Below are 18803 nucleotides of genomic sequence, written 5' to 3' on the forward strand. Positions count from 1 at the left end.
CGAACCGACTGTGGAGCCAAGCGAACCGACGGAGCCGGCGGCAGTGGTTCCCTCGGCTGACCCGTCCGGCGCTCCAGCTGCGGGAGGCACTAATCCGGGTGCTCCCTCGGCGTCAGCGGCGGATGCTTCTTCCGCGCCCGCCTCCGCACCGGGTTCCGTTCTGGCAGCAACCGGATCGGCCGGCGCACTGGCAATTGGCGCCGTCGCTGTCCTGCTCCTGACAGCGGGCCTGGTTCTGTTCTTTGGCGGACGGAAGGGCCGGCACGCCTAACCCCTGGCCGAAGAAAAAGGACGACGGCGGCACCCGCGCGGGTGCCGCCGTCGTCCTTTGTTTATGTGTACTTAGTGCTGCGGCTGGCGTGCCGGCAGCAGCGGGGCGAAGAACTCGCCGAGCTCCGCTGTCGCGGTCAGCGGCAGCACGTTGGCAACGTACTGGTCCGGCCGGACCACCACCATCACGCCGTTACGGTCCAGGCCGCGCAGGTCGAAGATGTCGTCCTCGGGGTTGGTGCCGTAGACCTTGTTCAGGTCGGTCAGCCGGAACGGTCCAACCTGCGGCTTGAAGACCTGCGGGACGGCATTGATGTCGATTTCCGTGTGGTCCTGCTGGTAGATGACCTTGAGGTCGAACCATGCGTCGTCGTCTCCGCCGGCGGGCTGGGCAGCGAGCGGGGATTCCGGTGCGTTCTGCAGCCAGTCGGCAAGCTCGGTCAGCGGCGACGGCGTACCGGCAGGTGCGGCGTCTGCGAAGACGTAGATCCGCCAGCGTCCGTCGGCCTTGGCCTGGTGGCCCAGCTGCAGCGGGTTGGTGTCGCTGACCCGGAGCACCGGAGCAGACTTGAAGCGCTTGCCGATGGTGAAGCCGGCGGCAAGGTCCTGATGAACGGCTTCACCGATCAGCATGGACGGGGCGTACTCGGTCATGAACCCTGCGGGGAACTCCGCTGTGCGGACGTAGAAGTCCTCCAGATCGGAGGGGTTCTCGAACTCCTCCGGCTTCTTGGCCATGAGGGTGGACCATTCCTTATCGAAGTCGATGAGGTTCTTGGCAACCACCTGGCGCTCCGCAGAGTAGGTGGACAGCAGGCTCTCCGGGGCGCGTCCGTCCAGCACGTGGCCGAGCTTCCAGGCGATGTTGAACCCGTCCTGCATGGAAACGTTCATGCCCTGGCCGGCCTTGGCGCTGTGGGTGTGGCAGGCGTCGCCGGTGATGAAAACACGCGGAGTGCGCTTGCCGACATGCTCCGGCAGGACGTCATCGAACCGGTCGGTGAGGCGGTGGCCCACCTCGTAGACGCTGTGCCAGGCCACGTTGCGCACATCCAGCGTGTAGGGGTGCAGGATGGCGTTGGCCTTGGCTATGATCTCGTCGATGCTGGTCTGACGGACGGCGCCGTTGTCGCCTTCGGGGACTTCGCCCAGGTCCACGTACATGCGGAACAGGTGTCCGCCTTCCCGGGGGATGTGCAGGATCGAGCCGCCGTTGGAGGACTGGATGGCGCACTTGGTCCGGATGTCCGGGAAATCGGTGGAGGCCAGGACATCCATGACACCCCAGGCGTGGTTTGCTGCATCGCCTGCCAGGGTGCTGCCGATTGACTGCCGCACCTTGCTTCGTGCGCCGTCGCAGCCCACCACGTACTTGGCCTTGACCGTACGTTCTCTGCCTTCAGCCGGACCTGCCGTGTGGCGGAGGGTCACGGTGACCGGGTACTCGGCGTCGTCGTCGACCTCCAGGTCAACGAATTCATAGCCGTAGTCCGGCTTCATGCGCGCCGGGGAGTTCGCCATAAACCGGGCAAAGTAGTCCAGTACCCGCGCCTGGTTCACGATCAGGTGCGGGAACTCGCTGATGCCGGTAGGGTCATCCAGCGCGCGGCCGGAGCGGACGATGTTCTCCGGGTTCTCCGGGTCCGGGCGCCAGAAGCACATTTCGGTGATCCGGTAGGCCTCGGCGATGATTTCCTCGGCGAAACCGAACGCCTGGAAGGTCTCCACGCTGCGGGCCTGGATGCCGTCGGCCTGGCCGATGACCAGGCGGCTGTCACGGCGTTCGATAATGCGCGTGGTGATGTTCGGGAACTGGGACAGCTGTGCGGCGGCGAGCATTCCGGCAGGACCGGAACCTACGATCAGGACGTCAACTTCGTCGGGAAGCTCGTCCGGCCGGTCGAGTCCGACGCCGGCCGCCGGCTCAATGCGCGGATCTCCGGAAACGTAGCCGTGGTGGTGGAACTGCACGGTGTCCTCACTTCTCTGTGGAATGGTGCCAGGTATTCGAACTAGATGCTGTTCGATAATCGAACAGGTGGTTCCATAGTCGAATTACGGTCTGTCCAGACACTGTACTGGAGGCATGACGCACGTCACAACACGGCTGCAAATGTGACAGCGGTCGCTAACCCAACGACGTCGCAGTCACTCGCCTGGCGTTTTTGGGCGACCCCATACGGGGTTCCGCTCCACATTGGGACATCCCTGCCATTTTGGGCTGGCCCGGCAACACGTTCCGCTCCGGTTTGGGACATCCCTGCCGCTTTGGGACGGCCTGCACCCCCGCTTCCCTGCAGTTTGGGACACCCCTGCCGTTTTGGGACTTTCCTGCGCGGCGCCGCGGCAGGAATGTCCCGCCGCGGCAGGAATGTCCCGCCGCGGCAGGATTGTCCCGAAACGGAGGAGAATGGCGCCGGTCCCACACGCCACACCGAACCACCCGGCCGCACCCGCGCCACGGGCGCGCCACGGACACGGGCACCGCACCGGAACCCGCGGCCGGCGCAGGCACAGGCACGGGTACGGTCAGAGTCGCGGCCCCGGCACCGGCCCCGGATCCGGCCCCGGGACCGGGACGAAACGATCACCCCAACAAGCAGACCCCTACCCGAACACCGGCTCCCCGGTACGGACGAGCCGCCAGTTCTCTTCAGCAAACAGCGCCGGATCGATCACCTGGTTCGCCACCACGTAGTCGATCAGCAGCTCACGGATCTCGGTCTGCTGGTTCAGCAGCACGGGGGCGTCGGCAATGTGCGGGAAGTTTCCCCCGCCGGACTGGCGGTAGTTGTTCGTCGCCACGGCAAAGCGCTGGGCATCATCCAGCGCCGCACCGTCGAACGCCAGGTTGGTGATCCGCTCCCCCACCGGCTGCGAAATGTCGATGTCGTAGGAGATGCCGGAAAACATGTCGTAGTTGTAGTCAGGGGTCCCGTCCGCATTGGTCAGGGTTTCCGGATCAACGGGAGTACCCGGCGCAGTCTGCACGAAGTACTTGGCCGAGTATTCGAGGTAGTCGCGGATCTGCGCACCGGTCATTTCGACGGCATAGAGGGTGTTCGGGAAGACGTACAGCCCGGCGATGTCACGGATGGTTACGGGCCCCTCGGGGATCACGGCCGTCCGGCTGAACGGCGCCGCGACAGAGAGCACGGGCAGATCGGCATTCTCGGTTCCTGCCAGCGCGCGCTCCACGGCGTCGGTCTGGACCTCGTTGACGAAGTCGATCACCGCTGTGTCGCGGTATCGGGACTCGGCCGCAGGCATTGTTTCAGTCGCCGTGCCCACCGGGGTGTTCACGTAGTCGATCACCCGCTGGTGTGCATCCTTGACCAGCGCGGAGACCACCGGATCCGGCTCCACGGTGTTCGCGTTAAGCAGGGAGGCCGACGCCGATTCAACCTGCCACTTCCCGCGCACCTTGGCCAGTTCAAAGTCCATGACGGACAGCCGCATTCCCCAGTTCAGCGGTTCGGTCAGCAGCACCTGCTCCCCCGTCGCCTTGTTGGTGACGAAACGTTCGGGAATTTCCTGGTGCGCGTGCCCCACGAGGATCGCGTCGATGCCGGGCACTTCCTCGGCCACCTGGGTTGCCGCGTTCTCCAGCGGCAGCTCATCACCGTAGGAGGACGTACCGGAGGTGCCGGAGTGCGCACTGACCACCACGACGTCGGCACCGGCGGCCTTCATCTGCGGCACGTACTTGGCAGCGGTTTCCACCAGGTCCGGGAATCGCAGCTTTCCTTCCACGTTGCCCTTGTCCCAGATGGCGATGCCGGGGTTGGTCAGGCCCAGGATGCCCACCTTGATGGGTTTGTTGCCCTTCGGCTTGACCGTTTGGATGATGTACGGGCTGAAGGCCGCCTCGCCGGTGTTCCAGTCCACCGCGTTCGCGGCGAGCAGCGGGAAGTCCACCTGCTCTTCGAACCGGTCCAGCAGTTCGGTGCCGTAGTTGAACTCGTGGTTGCCCAGGGCTGCGGCGTCGTAGTCCATGGCATTCATGGCTGCGGCCATCGGGTGGGTTTCGCCGGTCTCGGTGATGGGTTGCACGTTGGCGAAGTAGTCGGTCAGCGACGTTCCCTGGATGGTGTCCCCGGCGTCGATCAGCAGGGTATTGGACCGTCCGCGGTCTGCACGCACCTGGTTGACGAGCGCCGAAATCTTGGCGAGGCCAACATCGTTGCCGGCAGCGTCGTCGTACTCCGCGTCCTTGTAGTAGTCCCAGTTTTCGATGTAGCCGTGCAGGTCCGAGGTACCCATAACGGTCACGTTCGCGGTCTGGTCCTTCCCGGCATGGCCGGGCTTGCCGCCATTCCCGTTTCCGGGGGCGGCTGTTGCGGAGGGCATAAGAATCAGGCTAGCGGCACAGGCTGCCGCCAGGACGGTGGCCGCGCGGGCGGGACGCCGGATGGAATCGGATGGCACGGAAAACCAGCTCCTTGGGGGTGGTGCGGTCAAAACTTACTTAGGCAGCCTTACCCCCTTGGGCACGCCGCCGGAACCCCCGGAAGCCGTTTGGGTGCCCTCAGCCTCCGAGTTTTCCCAGCAGTTCGGCCAGGGTTTGGCGTTCGACGGCGGTGAGCGGCTCAAGCAGCCGGTGTTCGGTGGCAACGTGGTCCGGCAGGGCCCCGTCGATCAGTTTCCTGCCCGCAGCAGTGAGGCTGACCAGCGTTCCGCGCCCGTCATCGTTGTTCCGCGAGCGGGAGACCAGCCCCCTGGCCTCGAGCCGGTTGAGCCGCTGGGCGACGGCGGCAGAGGTCACCATTGACTGCGCGGCGAGGTCCTTGGGACTGAGCGTGAACGGGGAACCGGCGCGGCGGAGGGTTGCCAGGACGTCGAAGCTCGCGGCGTCGAGGTTGTGTGCGGCAAAGGTGCCGGCAAGTTCGGCATCCACCCGGCGGGAGGTGCGGCTGAGCCGGCCAAGAACCGCCATCGGCGAGACATCCAGGTCCGGACGTTCAGCGGCCCACTGGGCCAGGACAGCTTCCACGTGGTCAGTCATGCCCACAGTCTAGACATTGCTAAGCGCTTAAGTAATTATTGCTAAGTGCTTAGCAAATTGAACCTGCTCATCGTGACCGGACTCGCACCGGCTATTTGGGGAACGACGTACCTCGCCACCTCCGAGCTCCTTCCCCCGGACCGCCCGCTGCTCGCAGCCGTGCTTCGGTCCCTGCCCGCAGGACTGCTGCTCCTGATCCTGCTACGACGGCTGCCGCAGGGTGCCTGGTGGTGGAAGTCCGCAGTGCTCGGCGTGCTGAACTTCGGCATCTTTTTCGCCTTGTTGTTCGTGGCTGCCTACCGGCTGCCCGGCGGTGTGGCCGCCATGGTCGGTGCCGTACAGCCGCTGATCGTCGCGTCCCTGGCCGCGGGACTGCTTGGCGAACGCCTGACGCCGGTAAAGCTGGCCGCTGGAGTGGGCGGCGTGGTCGGTGTGGGACTGCTGGTCCTGCAGGCCGGGGCACGGCTGGACGCCCTTGGAGTGCTTGCCGCGCTGGGCGGCGCATTCTCCATGGCCACGGGGATTGTGCTGACCAAGCGCTGGCGTCCGCCGGTTGGGCCGCTGGTCTCGACTGGATGGCAGCTCGTGGCTGGCGGGACCTTCCTGGTACCGGTGATGCTCGCCGTCGAAGGTTTCAGGCTGCCGGCGTTTACGGCGGTGAACCTGGGCGGGTACCTCTACCTGGCCGTGGCTGGAACGGTGGCGGCGTATTGGCTGTGGTTCCGCGGCATCGCCAGGCTGCAGGCTTCCGAGGTGAGTTTCCTGTCCCTGCTCAGCCCCGTGGTCGCGGCTGTTGCCGGAGCGGCGGTGCTGGGGGAATCCTTCACCGCAGGTCAGCTGGCAGGCCTGGGCCTGATCCTCGGCGCGCTCATAGCGGTGAACGTCGCCGGGCGCCGCCCCGGAGACGCCCGGTTGGCCGGTCCACGGCTGCCGCGTGCTATTCGGTCCGCCAGCTCGCCTCGAGCGGCCGCGTCAGGCCAAAGGTCTCCTCGACCAGCACCCGCTGTCCCGGCAGCGCTGCGGCAGGAACATCCATACACACCTCGTACTGTGCTGCGCCGCCGTTCTCGAGGGTAGGAACCGAGGTCCCTTCGAGATCCAGGACAGCGCTGCAGGTGGATTCGTCGTACTGCCGGCTGTCTGATCCGACGAAGTTTGCTGTCAGGTCCAGCCATGGGTCGCCTTCTTCGTTGCCGTTGTAGACGACGTCGAGGGTCACCAGGACGTACTGGCCGTCTGGCGGTTGATTCAGTTCGCTGAACCCAAGGATCGCGGCCGTGGCATCAAGCTGCACGCTAGAAACCGTCACCGTGTACTCGCCGACTTCAGCTGCTGTGCCAATCGGCAGCAGTTCCGCGGCCGTAGCGGTTGCGGACGCAGATCCCGTGCCTGTCGAAGGGGTCGACGTCGCCGGGTTGGTTCCGCTGGCCGACGGCGAGGCGCTCTCTATTGAATCGCTGATGGACGTGATGACGGCCGAGAGGAAGGCGGCCACGACGATTGCCGCAATGAGCGCGACGCCGGAAACCACGGTGCCTGCAATGGCCAGGCCCTTCGCTGATGTCCGGCGACGGACCGCAATCACCAGTGCCGCGATTGCCAGGCCCAGCCCCACCAGCGCCAGCACCAGCCCTACAACCGGGACCCAGCAGAGGAGCAGCGCAACAATGCCTACGATCAGGCCGCCAAGTGCCAGTCCCCTGCCCTGGTTGTCCTGCATGGGCGGCGGATATGGTCCCGGACCGTAGCCGTACATCGGATCGTTCGGTTGTGTGCCCATGACTCGCCTCGCTGAGGTTGGGACACCGCCGCGAAAAGGACCTGGACTCGTGCCCTTCCCAGCCTGCGGGGTCGATGATTCCGGGTCTAATCACCGTAAAAGGGGGCCAACACCACTGCAATGGCCCGTCCCGAAAAGTCTTTGCTGATGCCGGATCAGGGAGTTGACTATGGAGTCGGGCTCGAGGTGGCCGCCGAACCAGTTGCTGCACCGCTGGTTCCGGTCCCGCCGGTGCCGGTTCCGCCGGTGCCCGGGGCAGATGGGGACACCGACGGCGTCGTTCCGTCTGTTGTGGCCGGGCTGGTCACCGTAACGGCCGGCGCCGGGGTCCGCCGGGTGGAGTCATCATCGACTGCGCTGAAAAGTGCCGACCACAGGAAGGTGCTGGCGACGCAGAGCAGGAACGCGATCCCCGAGACGATGACCGCTGCAATCGACAGGCCCTTGGCGGAACTCTGGTTGCGCACCGCGATCACCAGGCCCGCGATGGACAGGCCCAGGCCAATGATCGCCAGCACCAGTGCCAGGAAGTTGATGACCGGAATCCAGAACAGCCCAAGTGCGATGATTCCCAGGATCAGGCCGGCGAGCGCCATGCCCCAGCCCTGGTTGGACCGCCGACCCCCTGGGTAGCCCTGGTTGTAGTTGTACATCGGGTCGTTCGGCTGGATTCCCATGGTTGCCTCGCGGGTCCGGACACCGCAGGCACTGCCCGCAGGGTCAATGAGTTCCGGGTTCTTCAACGGTAGGAGCGGCAGTCGCACCCCGGCAAGGACCTTTCCCGGATGACGGTGCCGGGAGGCCATACCCGCGCAGGTCAGGAACGGACCTTCTCCTAGCGCGCCACTTCAGGCGGAGCCGGAGTGGACCCGACCGGCTGCCCGGGGTGGTCGTCGAGGAGCAGCCGTTCCACCTGCTCCCGGATGAGCTCTTCCGCGCCCGCGGGCTGCGCCTGCTGGGAACTAGCCGGCGCCCGGAGGGATGAAGTTCCAGCCAGTTCATCCCGCGCCGTCAGCGCGATCAGCCGGAAGAGCTCCCGGTCCTCCTTCGTGGCCAGAGATGAAGTCTTCAGGTCATTCAGCACCGCGAGCCCGGCCAGTGAGCGCCGCGGGTTCGCACTCAGTGAGGCTTCTAGCGCCCACTGCGCCCGGACCCACCACTGCGCACGGCGGTCAGCCTCGAGTTTCTGCCGGTAGGCGAAATAGGCAATCACCGCCGTCGTCAGGATCCCCAGGGGCCCAAGCACAGGAATCCAGATAATCGCCCACCCGGCCGCTGCACCCCAAAACTCTGCCCATCCCATGCCCGGAGCCTAGCGGCAACCGCCGGCTCCGGGGAGAGGCGGAGCCCGTTGCGCCGGATGGTACCGAACCCCGGACCCGGCCGGACCGGTAGATTATGGGACACCACCAACCAAGGAGTTTGCTCGATGCCCCGCCCCCGTTCGCCGCTGCTCTCGGTAGAGGCAATTGTCAGCACCGCCTTGGACCTCATTGATGAAAGCGGCAACTTCAGCTTTCCCCGCATCGCCAAGCGGCTGGAGGTCAGCCAGTCCTCGCTCTACAACCACATCCAGAACCGCGAACACATCATCGAGCTGATCCGCGCCCAGGTTTTCGCCGAGCAGCTGCAGGTACCTGTGGAGGACCTGCCGTGGGATGAGGCCCTCCGCGCCGTCATCCGCGCCTACCGGGACTGCATCGCAGCCCATCCCCGGCTGGTTCCGCTGATCCTGACGCAGACCGTGGAGGACCCCGGTGCACTGTCCGCCTATGACACCATGGCGGCCGCGCTGGAGCAGGCCGGCCTGCCGCCGGAACGGATCATGGCCGCCCTGTCCCTGATCGACAACCTGGTGCTGGGATCCGCCATGGAGCTGACCGCTCCGGCAGTTGTCTGGGCACCGCCGGCCGGTTCTTTCCCCGCGCTGCACCGGGCGCTGGACATCCCCTACACAGTGGAAGGGCGGTCCGAGGCGGCCTTCGAACTGGGACTCGAAGTGTTCATCAGCGGTCTGCGGGCGCTTGAGTTTACATAAACTTAACTGAAAGCCTTTCGTTTTCTATTGCGCTACCCATGGTTCGTGCCTGAGAGTAAATGAAAACCATTCATTTACTTCACTGCACGCACCGAGGAGAGCCATGGACCAGATCCAATCCGCGCAGGGACGTGTTCCCCTGACCGCAAAGCGCGCCGTAGCTGTCTTTGGCATCGGCGTCGTCGGTTTTATGACCGCCAATCTGGTCCCGATCATGATCGTCGCCCTCACGGAGGACCTGGACTTTTCAGTCACGGCAGCGGGAACGCTAATGACGGCGTCGCTCCTGGCCTGTGCGCTCTCCTGCCTGCTCACCTCACGCTGGGCCGCAGCCTCCGGTCGCTACGTCATCGCCCGCACCGGTCTGGCACTCACGGCAGCAGGCTTCGGCGCCGCAGCGTTCATTCCCTCCGAACCCGTGGTGATCGCGGGCATCATCCTGGGCGGCCTCGGCGCCGGCGGCGCGGTGTCTGCCGGCGGCGCTGCGCTTGGCGCACTCCGCAACCCTGACCGTGCCTCCGGCATCAGCGGTTTCAGCAACCGGGCCATCGTCTCCCTAGTCCTGCTGGTCATTCCCGTCCTGGGCGCCGGCATGGGCAGCGCGTTCGGCCTGTTCGCCGGGCTCGCACTGGCAGCTCTCCTGGTCACCGGCTGGCTGCCGGAGCGCCCGACGGCGGAGCCCGCTGCCGCCGCGGCAGCCCTCGGCGTCGCTGCCGGCGCCGGAACCTCTGTTTCCGCGAAACCCTCCCGTTCCGCCACGTTCGCCGGCCTGGGCCTGCTGGTCTGCTTTGCCCTCTGGGGTCTGAGCGAGGATTCGCTCTGGGCCGTTGCCGCCACCATGGGCGCAGACCAGGCCGGACTGGATGAGACCGGCATGGGCCTGGTACTCAGCCTCTCCACCCTCGGCGGGCTCGTGGGATCGGCCCTGGTGGCGCTGGCCGGACGCCGGCTGGGCCGCACCGTTCCGCTCGCCGTTGTGCTGGCGGCAGGCGCTGCCATGAAGTACATCTCCGGCATGGTGGAGGACTCCGGAACCTACATGGCCGTGATCATTATCTGGAACACGCTGTACCTGATCGCGTTCGTCTACATCATTGCCATTGCCGCCGCCCTGGATGCCTCCGGCAAATGGTCCGCCCCGGCACTGGGCGTCTACCTCATCGGCTCCTCCTTCGCTCCGTTTATGGGCACCGCCATCTCGGCGTCGGCCGGTTACCCGACCCTCGGCGTCGTACTGGCAGTCATGACGCTGGTACTCATGGTTCCGCTGCTGGGCATCTCCCGGTACTCGGTCCGCGCTGAAAAAGCCGCGTCCGCCCCGGAAACCGAAGCGGCGGCCGTCTGATGCGCACGCTCTACACAAACTGCACGGTCTTCACCGCCGGCGGCCAGTCCGCGGCAGCCTTCGTGACCGACGGCGGGAAGTTCCGCTACGTTGGCGACGCAGCTGCTGCTGCCGCGGCGGCAGGGACCGGAGCGGGCACGGTCGACCTGGGCGGGGCGTTCGTCCTGCCAGGCATCATCGACGCGCACACGCACCTGCTGATGACCGGCCAGTCCCTGGGCAAGGTTCAGCTGCGCGACGCCGGAAACCTCGCTGAGCTGCAGGAACGGCTCCGGCAGGCGGTCCGGGACACACCCGATGCACCCCGGATCCTCGGAGCCGGGTGGCTGCACAGTGCCCTCGACGGCGCAGAGCCCACCCGCGAACTCCTCGACGCCGCGGTCCCCGACCGCCCCGTCTACCTGGATTCCAACGACGTGCATTCTGTCTGGGTGAACAGCGCTGCCCTGGCGGAACTGGGTATCGGCTCCGGCACCCCGGACCCGCTCGGCGGTCGGATCGGCCGGGATGCCAACGGCAATGCGGACGGCATGCTCTACGAAACCGCTGCGGTGCAGATCGTCTGGCCCGCCCTCGCGAACGCCGCCACCGACGAAGACCGGGATTCCTGGCTCGATTCCGCCTTCGCGCACTACGCTGCCGCCGGCGTCACCGGCGCCGTGGACATGGCGGTGCAGGACGACGACGTCGCCGCGTTCCAGCGTGCCCTCGCCCGCCGCCATGGCAGGCTCCCGCTGCGGGTGAAGGGACACTGGCTGATCCACCGCACCGACAGCCCTGAGGAGAACCTGGCCCAGGTGGAGCGGGCCCTGGAAATCTCCCGTCAGCTCACCGCGAGCCCGGCCGCGGAGTGGCTGCAGCTGTGCGGAATCAAGATCATTGTGGACGGCGTGATCGACAGCTGCACCGCCGCCATGAAGGAACCGTATGCGGACGGCAGCAGCGCCGGACCCATCTGGGACCGGCAATCACTGCTGCCCGTCGTGGCGGCCGCGGATGCCGCGGGCCTGCAGGTGGCCCTGCATGCCATCGGCGACGAAGCCTCGGACATCGCCCTCGATGCGCTGGAGAATGCCGTCCGCACGAACGGTCCGCGGGACCGCCGGCACCGGATCGAACACCTGGAAACCGTCACCGAAGCCAACGTGCAGCGGCTGGCGGACCTCGGCGTCGTTGCCTCCGTCCAGCCCGTGCACGCGGACCCGGCCATCCAGGCAAACTGGCAGGCGGTGCTCGGCGACTCCCGGGTGGACCGCGCCTATCCGTGGACGGAGTTCACCGCTGCCGGAGCCACCCTGGCGATCAGCACTGACGCGCCGACAGCCCCGTACCAGGCGCTGCCCAACCTCTATGTGGCGGCCACACGGAAATCGGCGCTGGAACCCGGCCTGCCGGCCAACCTCCCGCAGTATGCCCTGGACCTGGGCGAGGCGCTGTGCCACGCCACCCGGGACGCCGCGTTCTCCTGCCGGTCCGAGACGAGCCAGGGCAGGATCGCCCCCGGCTACTGCGCCGATTTCACCGTCCTGGCAACCAACCCGCTCACCGCACCGGCAGAGAACCTGCTGGTCAACGCCGTGTTACTGACCGTTACCGGCGGCGAGACAGTGTTCGACGCCGCTGCCGCTACCCTGAGCTAAACGACCCCGAAGGAACCTCCCGCAATGTCTTCGAGCAACACTTCCATGCCCGCCGAATGGGCACCGCACGAACGCACCTGGATGGCATTTCCCCGGCCGAATGACACCTTCGGCGAACCGGGCAGCGACACGCTGGAGAGGGCACGCACCGCCTGGTCCGCCGTCGCCCGCACCATTGCCCGCTACGAACCGGTCAGTGTCCTGGCCGATCCGTCGGACCTCGACGCGGCCCGCGAATCCCTCGGCGACGGGATCAAAGTGGTGGCCGCCGAACTGGATGACGCCTGGCTGCGGGATTCCGGCCCGACGTTTGTACACACGGCGGACGGCAGCATTGCCGCCGTGGACTGGATCTTCACCGGCTGGGGCGCACAGGACTGGGCGGCCTGGGGCAAGGACTCGCAGCTGGGCCGGTTCGTGGCCGGACAGGCCGGAACGCCGGTGCACGCCAGCACGCTGGTCAACGAGGGAGGCGGATTCCACACCGACGGCGAAGGCACCGTGCTGCTCACCGAGACGGTGCAGCTGGATCCGGGACGCAATCCCGGAGCCACCCGGGAATCCGTCGAAGCCGAAGTCCATGCCCGACTCGGCACGTCGAAGGCGATCTGGCTGCCGCGCGGCCTCACCCGGGATTACGACGAGTTCGGCACCCGCGGCCACGTGGACATCGTGGCGTGCTTCTCCTCCCCCGGCACCGTCCTGCTGCACCGGCAGGATGACCCGGCGCATCCGGACCACGAGGTCATGCAGGAAATCCGCGCGGTACTGGAAGAAGCAACGGACGCCCGCGGGCGGAAGCTGGAGCTCATCGACGTGCCCGCCCCCACCGTGATCGACGCGGGCGACGGCTTCGTGGACTACTCCTACATCAACCACTACGTCGCCAACAACGTGGTGGTGCTGTGTGCCTTCGACGACCCGAACGACGCCGCTGCCGCTGAGATCCTGGGCCGCGCCTACCCGGGGCGGACAATCGAACTGGTCGATGCCCGGGACATCTTCGAGTTCGGCGGCGGCATCCACTGCATCACCCAGCAGCAGCCCGCTGCGCTGGGTGCCGGCCGCGAGGCAGGCGCCTGATGTTCGACGTCGTTGAGGCCGGTATTGCCGAACTGCGGGAGGCGCTGGAGTCCGGGAAGACCACCAGCGAAGAGCTGGTGCTCGCGTATCTGGCCCGCATCGAGGCCTACGACCAGTCCGGTCCGCAGCTGAACGCGGTCGTTGTCCGGAATCCGGAGGCGCTGGCCGAGGCGCGAGCCTCCGACGCCCGGCGCGCCCGCGGGGAGTCCCTGGGCCCGCTGGACGGCATCCCCTACACGGCGAAGAACAGCTTCAAGGTCCGCGGGCTCACCGTGGCCGCCGGCTCCCCTGCCTTCGCTGACCTGGTGGCGCAGGAGGATGCGTTCACCATTTCCCGGCTGCGGAACGCCGGTGCGGTGCTGATCGGTCTGACGAATATGCCCCCGATGGCCAACGGCGGCATGCAGCGTGGCCTCTACGGCCGCGCGGAGAGCCCGTACAGCGCTGACTTTCTGACCTCTGCCTTCGCCTCCGGATCCTCCAATGGATCCGGAACGGCCACGGCAGCCAGCTTCGCGGCGTTCGGACTGGGTGAGGAGTCGTGGTCATCCGGGCGGGCACCGGCGTCGTGCAATGCTCTCTGCGCGTACACCCCCTCCCGCGGGGTGATCTCGATCCGCGGGAACTGGCCGCTGGTTCCCACCATGGATGTGGTGGTCCCTCACACCCGGACCATGGCGGACCTGCTGGAGGTCCTGGACGTGATCGTCGCGGACGACGCCGAAACCCGGGGAGATTTCTGGCGCGCCCAGCCCTGGGTGGAGATTCCGTCCGCGTCGTCGGTGCGTCCGCCGTCGTACGCTGGCCTGGCTGTCCCTGCGCCGGAAGCCGCGCGCGCAGTGCTGGCCGGGAAGCGCTTCGGTGTGCCGAAGATGTACATCAACGCCGATCCCGACGCCGGCACGGCGGACTCCCCGGGCATCGGCGGGCCGACCGGGCAGCGCATTGAAACCCGGGAATCGGTGGTTGAACTGTGGCGGGCCGCCCGCCGGGATCTGGAAGCTGCCGGCGCCGAGGTGGTGGAGGTCGACTTCCCCGTGGTTTCCAACTACGAAGGCGACCGGCCCGGCGCTCCGACCATTGCCACCCGCGGGCTGGTAAGTCCCGAGTTCCTGCACCGCGAGATCGTGGACCTTTCTGCCTGGGCGTGGGATGACTTCCTCGCGGCCAACGGCGACCCGAACCTGAATACGCTGGCGGACGTGGACGGCGACGCAATCTTCCCGCACCCGGAGGGCGCCCTGCCGGATCAGTACACCGGGTTCGACGACGACATCGCCAACTACCCGGACCATGTGCGGAACCATCCGGTGGAATCATTCACCGAGATTCCGCACCTCGCCGGGGGCCTGCGCGGACTGGAGGAAACCCGGCGCGTGGATCTGGAGGTGTGGATGGATTCGCTTGGACTGGATGCCGTGGTGTTTCCTGCAGTAGCTGACGTGGGTCCGGCGGATGCGGATGTAAACCCGGATTCGGCCGCGCTTGCCTGGCGGAACGGTGTGTGGGTAGCCAACGGCAACCTGGTTCCGAGGCATCTGGGGATTCCGACTGTCACGGTGCCCATGGGCACCACGGCTGATACCGGTATGCCCGTGGGGCTGACCTTTGCCGGCCGAGGCTGGGATGACAACGCGCTGCTCAGGTTTGGCGCTGCGTTTGAGGCGACCGGTTCCCGCCGGACCGAGCCGCCCCGGACTCCGCGGCTGTAGGACTCCGCGGCTGTAGGACTGCCCCCGGAATTCCCGCCCCCTAAGACCCCGCCGGAACGAACCCCAGCTGCTTGTCCACCACGTTTACCAGCGGCCGGCCCGCGATGTAGGCCCGCAGGTTGGCTTCAAACTGTTCTGCCATGGCAGGCAGGTGCGTGCGGGAATCACCGGACAGATGCGGAGTGATCAGCACGTTGTCCAGGCCCCAGAGCGGGTCCGACCCGGGCAGCGGCTCCGGATCCGTAACGTCCAGAACCGCTCCGCCAATTGTGCCGGCAGCCAGAGCTGACTGCAGGGCATACTGGTCCACTAGTGCGCCGCGGCCCATGTTCACCACCACTGCACTCGGGCGCATGGCTGAGAGTACATCCAGGTTCAGCATGCCCCGGGTGGTGTCGGTGAGCGGCGCGGCCAGCACCACGTAGTCGTAGTCACCGGCAACCGCTGCGAAGTCCCGGCTGGCGAACACGGCACCAAAGTCTGCATCGCCGTCGCGCTCTGTACGCCCCATCCCGTCAACCTCAATTCCGACGGCGCGCAGCAGCCGCGCGGTGCTCCGCCCTATGCTTCCGGTACCGGCCACCAGCGCCCGGCTCCCGCCCAGGTTGGAAGTAGGAAAATGCTTCCAGCGACGTTCGCGCTGGTTGCGGCCGGCCTGCGGGAAGTTCTTGGCGAAATAGAGGATTCCGGCCAGCGCGTATTCTGCCATGGCAGCGTCAAAGATCCCGCGGGCGTTGGTAACGGTGACCTCAGAAGCAGCCAGCTCCGGGAACAGCAGCTTGTCCACGCCGGCGGCGGGAAGATGGACCCATTTCAGGGAATCGGCCCGCTCCCAGCCCTGGCGGAGGCCGTCGGCGAAGTAGTTCCACAGGTACACAATCTCGGTGCCGGGCAGCGCTTCGGCGAGCGCCGTGGCATCTTCAGCCAGGCGCACCTCGGCCAGTTCTTCGAGGCGTTCCAACCCCGTGACAGAGCGGTTGCCGGTGAGGATTGTCAGCACAGGTTTAGCCATGCGCTCAGGCTAGGCGATGCAGGCGGTGGAACGCGCATAGGTTACGACGCCGGACGGGCCGCCGACGCCTGCAGTCCCTACCCGGCCCGGACACAGCAAAAGCCAGCGAATATGCTTCGCTGGCTTTTACCCGCAATCTCCACTGACACCCCCATGGGCAGTGGATCCTGCTTGATCGCCGGAACACCAGGTCCTGGCAGTGGCTGGGAAACGCGGACGGGGTGCGCAGCCCTCGGGACACGTAGCGTCCCTCAGGCCGAAGCCGCGGACGTGGTCCCCCAACCACATAATGTCCTCAGCTTCGCCGTTGGGGCGGGCACTTCCCCGTCCGCCATTCCACAGCATCACTCGTGTTTCACACATGTGTGAGACATGAGTGAAACCATAGCAGTGCTTAGTAGATGGGTCAAAGATTTCCGGGGAGGGAAAAGGCTAGTCGTCTTCGTCCAGGATTTTGGCGATCGCCCGCAGCGCTTCCGGGTCCACAGGCCCAAGGGCGCGCGCAGCAAAGTTGCGCACTTCCGCGCGGCGCATGCTGCGGATGAGTTCAAGCTCGGCTTCCACGCGTTCGGGCAGCTTGCCGCCGTCCTGAATCAGGTACTCCGGGTCGACGTCGAAAACAGCGGCAATCGCACGCAGGGCTTCGTCGGGAACAACCTGCTCCTTGCCGGATTTCAGCAGCGACCAACGGGTGCGGGAAAGGTAATAGCCCGCCTTTTGGGCGCCGTCGCGGATGGCCGGGTAATCGAAGGGCTTGCCCGAATCGGACATGATCACGTCGAGCAGGAGATTGATCTTCCGGGCCAGGATTTCAGCTCGCCGGACGGCCGCCTGGCGGTCCGGGGGAAGATCGAGTTCGTTCACGAAGTTAGCTCCAAGTTGTTGCCGCGAGGAAACAGCAGAAAGTTGCCACACCAAGTGCTGCGCCTGACAGCGCCTCCGGCCAGGTGTGTTCACGAAGCTGAACCCGGCTGACCATCATCAACGGTGATGATATCAACAGCCACGCCCAGACACCCCCAAACATAGCCGTAACCCACAGCGCTGTGAACGTCACAACCGACACATGTGCGGAGACATTCAGCCACCGCCGGAAGATTGCCAGCGACGCATTGCCCAGGAACATTGCCGCTACAGTCAGCGGCACGGGTGCCGGGAGCGGAAGGACGAAGCAGGCGATGGTGCTGGCCAAAGTCAGCACGGCGAGCAGAATGATCCGTGCCCGGTCCGGCAGCCCCCACCGGCGGAAGAGGCCCTTGGACCCCTTGTACAGCAGGGCCGGGACACCCACGATTCCCGCCAGGATCGCGGCAACGCCCAGGAGAGACATCCCGGCTTTCAACCCCGCAAGGATCACGAGCACCGCCAGCAGCAGGGCGGGCTGCAGGAGCCTGGAATAACTAGACGCCAGAGGCCGCCGTGTTCCGGGCTGGTGAATGGTGGTGCTCAATCCTTGTGCCTATCTCGTCAATGGTGCGGTTTTCCTGCTGGGAGAGCAGCTTCGGATCCAGGACCCGGATGTCGCCGATGAAGATAAACCAACGGTACAGCTGGGTCTTGGATGTCCGGGATTCCAGGGAGATGCTTGCAGCCCCCATGGACCGCTGGCCTTCGCTGGTCTCCATCAGGCGCCGGACGATCGGCCGCAGCGCGTCCAGGTCCGATCTCCGCACAGCCCGTGCCCGGAGTGCTGACCGGATACGTCCGATGGTGGGAAGGATGAACCCGACTGCGAACCCGGTAACCATGGCAGCCAGGAGGATGCGGTACCCGAGGATCAGCGCGTCGTCGTAATTCTCGCCGCCGCCGCGGATTTCGGTGCTTATCTCAAACATTTTCAGGGCAGCTGCCGCAACACCCACAAAGCACCCGGCGCTGAGCAGATCGAAGCCGATCCGGAAGGTCCGGGACTCCCCTGCACGGTCCCGGCGCAGCGTTTCCACACCGGTGTAGCCCGAGATCATGCCGAACCAGGCGAAAAAGGTTCCCTGGTAGAGCGCGATGGTCGGCTGGTCACCGAAGGTGTCGGTGAAGGAGGCGGCAGATCCCTGGGTATTGGAGATCAGAAGCAGCACCATCTGGGCTGCGGCCAGCACCGCGCCGACGCAGATCAGCACCTTTATTCGCCTGGCCCTGCCCGTGACCCGCAGCAGCAGCCTGCTGAGGTCGGTCATACCGATGCCCATCAGCAGATGGACGATCAGGTTCAGCAGGTTCCAGCCGCCCAGATAACGGTCGACGGCGAGGTACACCGGATCGATATTCAGCGTAGCGGCGAGGGCAACAAGAAAGACTGCTCCGAGGATCCCGGGTTTCCACCCGAACGCGAGGCCGAGCAGCCGGACCCCGACCACGGACCAGAGGACCAGGACAGGGATTACCTGCAGTGCCGTCACAGGAAGGTTCGCTCGAAGTCGCTCGGGCTGGCCGGCTCCTTCGGCAGCAGCGCCAGGGACAGCAAATAGGCAACGTGCTCTGCTGCGCGCTCGGTTTCATTCCAGTCGAGCGACCGCGCCAGCATCCGTTTGATGCCCTTGCGGCTGCCAATGTGCTGGAAGACTGACGGGTTTGCCGTTTCAACTCCCCCGCAACCCTGATGACGCAGCAGGATGTGGCCGAATTCGTGGCAGGCTGCGTGGGTTCGGTGCAGCCGGTTGTCCCCGGACGGCACAAGAATGATCGACTTCTTTTCTTTTTCGATCCACAGCCCCGTGACGGCGGGAATGGCCGAGTTGTCGATTTCCCGGATTTCGATCGGTTTGCCGTGCGCCTGTGAAACGACGTCAAGCAATTCTTCAAAGGTGACGTGCTGACCCAGGCCCAGGGACGCGACCGCGGTTTCTGATGCGGCCCGGTCCCCGCCGGCAGACTTTCGAAAACGCACTGCCATTCAATTCCCCGTCATGTCTTTTCCGGAC

The 18803-nt window shown here is 66.0% G+C and carries 16 protein-coding genes and 1 pseudogene; 7 read left to right on the top strand and 10 right to left on the bottom strand.

Going from position 1 to position 18803, the window contains the following annotated elements:
• Positions 1-271 (top strand): annotated as a pseudogene (locus AO716_RS05995) (hypothetical protein); the annotation flags it as partial.
• 71 nt (positions 272-342) lie between these two features.
• On the opposite strand, the gene AO716_RS06000 reads toward AO716_RS05995, so the two are convergent.
• The 3 genes from AO716_RS06000 to AO716_RS06010 form a co-directional block, all read right to left on the bottom strand.
• Positions 343-2241, bottom strand: coding sequence for an FAD-binding monooxygenase (locus tag AO716_RS06000; RefSeq protein ID WP_055240042.1), 1899 nt, complete (start codon positions 2239-2241; stop codon positions 343-345).
• A gap of 636 nt (positions 2242-2877) precedes the next feature.
• On the bottom strand, positions 2878-4698 hold the full coding sequence (locus tag AO716_RS06005) for a bifunctional metallophosphatase/5'-nucleotidase (protein WP_055240043.1): 1821 nt from the start codon (positions 4696-4698) through the stop codon (positions 2878-2880).
• Between the two features lie 100 nt (positions 4699-4798).
• Positions 4799-5275 (bottom strand): MarR family winged helix-turn-helix transcriptional regulator, encoded by a 477-nt coding sequence (locus AO716_RS06010; protein ID WP_055240116.1) that lies wholly within the window; start codon positions 5273-5275, stop codon positions 4799-4801.
• Positions 5276-5320: 45 nt separating this feature from the next.
• Between AO716_RS06010 and AO716_RS16955 the strand changes: the two genes are divergently transcribed.
• Positions 5321-6352: an EamA family transporter gene (locus AO716_RS16955; protein WP_082413356.1), complete on the top strand. Its 1032-nt coding sequence runs from the start codon at positions 5321-5323 to the stop codon at positions 6350-6352.
• 870 nt (positions 6353-7222) lie between these two features.
• On the opposite strand, the gene AO716_RS06020 is transcribed toward AO716_RS16955, so the two are convergent.
• Together AO716_RS06020 and AO716_RS06025 are read right to left on the bottom strand one after the other, a co-directional pair.
• Positions 7223-7819 (bottom strand): hypothetical protein, encoded by a 597-nt coding sequence (locus tag AO716_RS06020; RefSeq protein WP_152969880.1) that lies wholly within the window; start codon positions 7817-7819, stop codon positions 7223-7225.
• 71 nt (positions 7820-7890) lie between these two features.
• Positions 7891-8358: a hypothetical protein gene (locus AO716_RS06025; protein WP_055240046.1), complete on the bottom strand. Its 468-nt coding sequence runs from the start codon at positions 8356-8358 to the stop codon at positions 7891-7893.
• Positions 8359-8484: 126 nt separating this feature from the next.
• Here AO716_RS06025 and AO716_RS06030 point away from each other — a divergent pair, with 126 nt between their 5' ends.
• The 5 genes from AO716_RS06030 to AO716_RS06050 all read left to right on the top strand — a co-directional run bounded on the left by AO716_RS06030 (position 8485) and on the right by AO716_RS06050 (position 14873).
• Entirely contained in the window at positions 8485-9093 is a 609-nt protein-coding gene (locus tag AO716_RS06030) for a TetR/AcrR family transcriptional regulator (protein ID WP_055240047.1), read from the top strand.
• Positions 9094-9196: 103 nt separating this feature from the next.
• Positions 9197-10438, top strand: a complete 1242-nt coding sequence (locus AO716_RS06035) for an MFS transporter (protein WP_055240048.1) — start codon at positions 9197-9199, stop codon at positions 10436-10438.
• On the top strand, positions 10438-12078 hold the full coding sequence (locus tag AO716_RS06040; protein ID WP_055240049.1) for an amidohydrolase: 1641 nt from the start codon (positions 10438-10440) through the stop codon (positions 12076-12078). Before AO716_RS06035 ends, AO716_RS06040 begins: the two co-directional genes overlap by 1 nt.
• Before the next feature lie 24 nt (positions 12079-12102).
• A complete protein-coding gene (locus AO716_RS06045; protein WP_055240050.1) occupies positions 12103-13161 on the top strand; it encodes an agmatine/peptidylarginine deiminase in 1059 nt (352 codons plus the stop codon).
• Positions 13161-14873 carry an amidase gene (locus AO716_RS06050; protein WP_055240051.1) on the top strand — a complete coding sequence of 571 codons (1713 nt, stop codon included), beginning with the start codon at positions 13161-13163 and terminating at the stop codon, positions 14871-14873. Before AO716_RS06045 ends, AO716_RS06050 begins: the two co-directional genes overlap by 1 nt.
• A gap of 40 nt (positions 14874-14913) precedes the next feature.
• On the opposite strand, the gene AO716_RS06055 is transcribed toward AO716_RS06050, so the two are convergent.
• From AO716_RS06055 to AO716_RS06075, 5 genes are all read right to left on the bottom strand, one after another.
• Positions 14914-15885, bottom strand: coding sequence for a D-2-hydroxyacid dehydrogenase (locus tag AO716_RS06055; protein WP_055240052.1), 972 nt, complete (start codon positions 15883-15885; stop codon positions 14914-14916).
• Positions 15886-16317: 432 nt separating this feature from the next.
• Positions 16318-16749 (bottom strand): hypothetical protein, encoded by a 432-nt coding sequence (locus AO716_RS17690; protein WP_055240053.1) that lies wholly within the window; start codon positions 16747-16749, stop codon positions 16318-16320.
• A gap of 4 nt (positions 16750-16753) precedes the next feature.
• The gene (locus AO716_RS06065; protein WP_055240054.1) at positions 16754-17335 is read right to left on the bottom strand and encodes a hypothetical protein; all 582 of its coding nucleotides are present in this window, start codon (positions 17333-17335) and stop codon (positions 16754-16756) included.
• Entirely contained in the window at positions 17286-18281 is a 996-nt protein-coding gene (locus AO716_RS06070) for a hypothetical protein (RefSeq protein WP_055240055.1), read from the bottom strand. The genes AO716_RS06065 and AO716_RS06070 overlap by 50 nt, the downstream gene beginning before the upstream one ends.
• On the bottom strand, positions 18278-18775 hold the full coding sequence (locus AO716_RS06075) for a hypothetical protein (RefSeq protein WP_055240056.1): 498 nt from the start codon (positions 18773-18775) through the stop codon (positions 18278-18280). Before AO716_RS06075 ends, AO716_RS06070 begins: the two co-directional genes overlap by 4 nt.
• Positions 18776-18803 lie beyond the last annotated feature (28 nt).

The sequence above is a fragment of the Arthrobacter sp. Edens01 genome, assembly GCF_001307035.1.
Classification (GTDB): domain Bacteria; phylum Actinomycetota; class Actinomycetes; order Actinomycetales; family Micrococcaceae; genus Arthrobacter_B.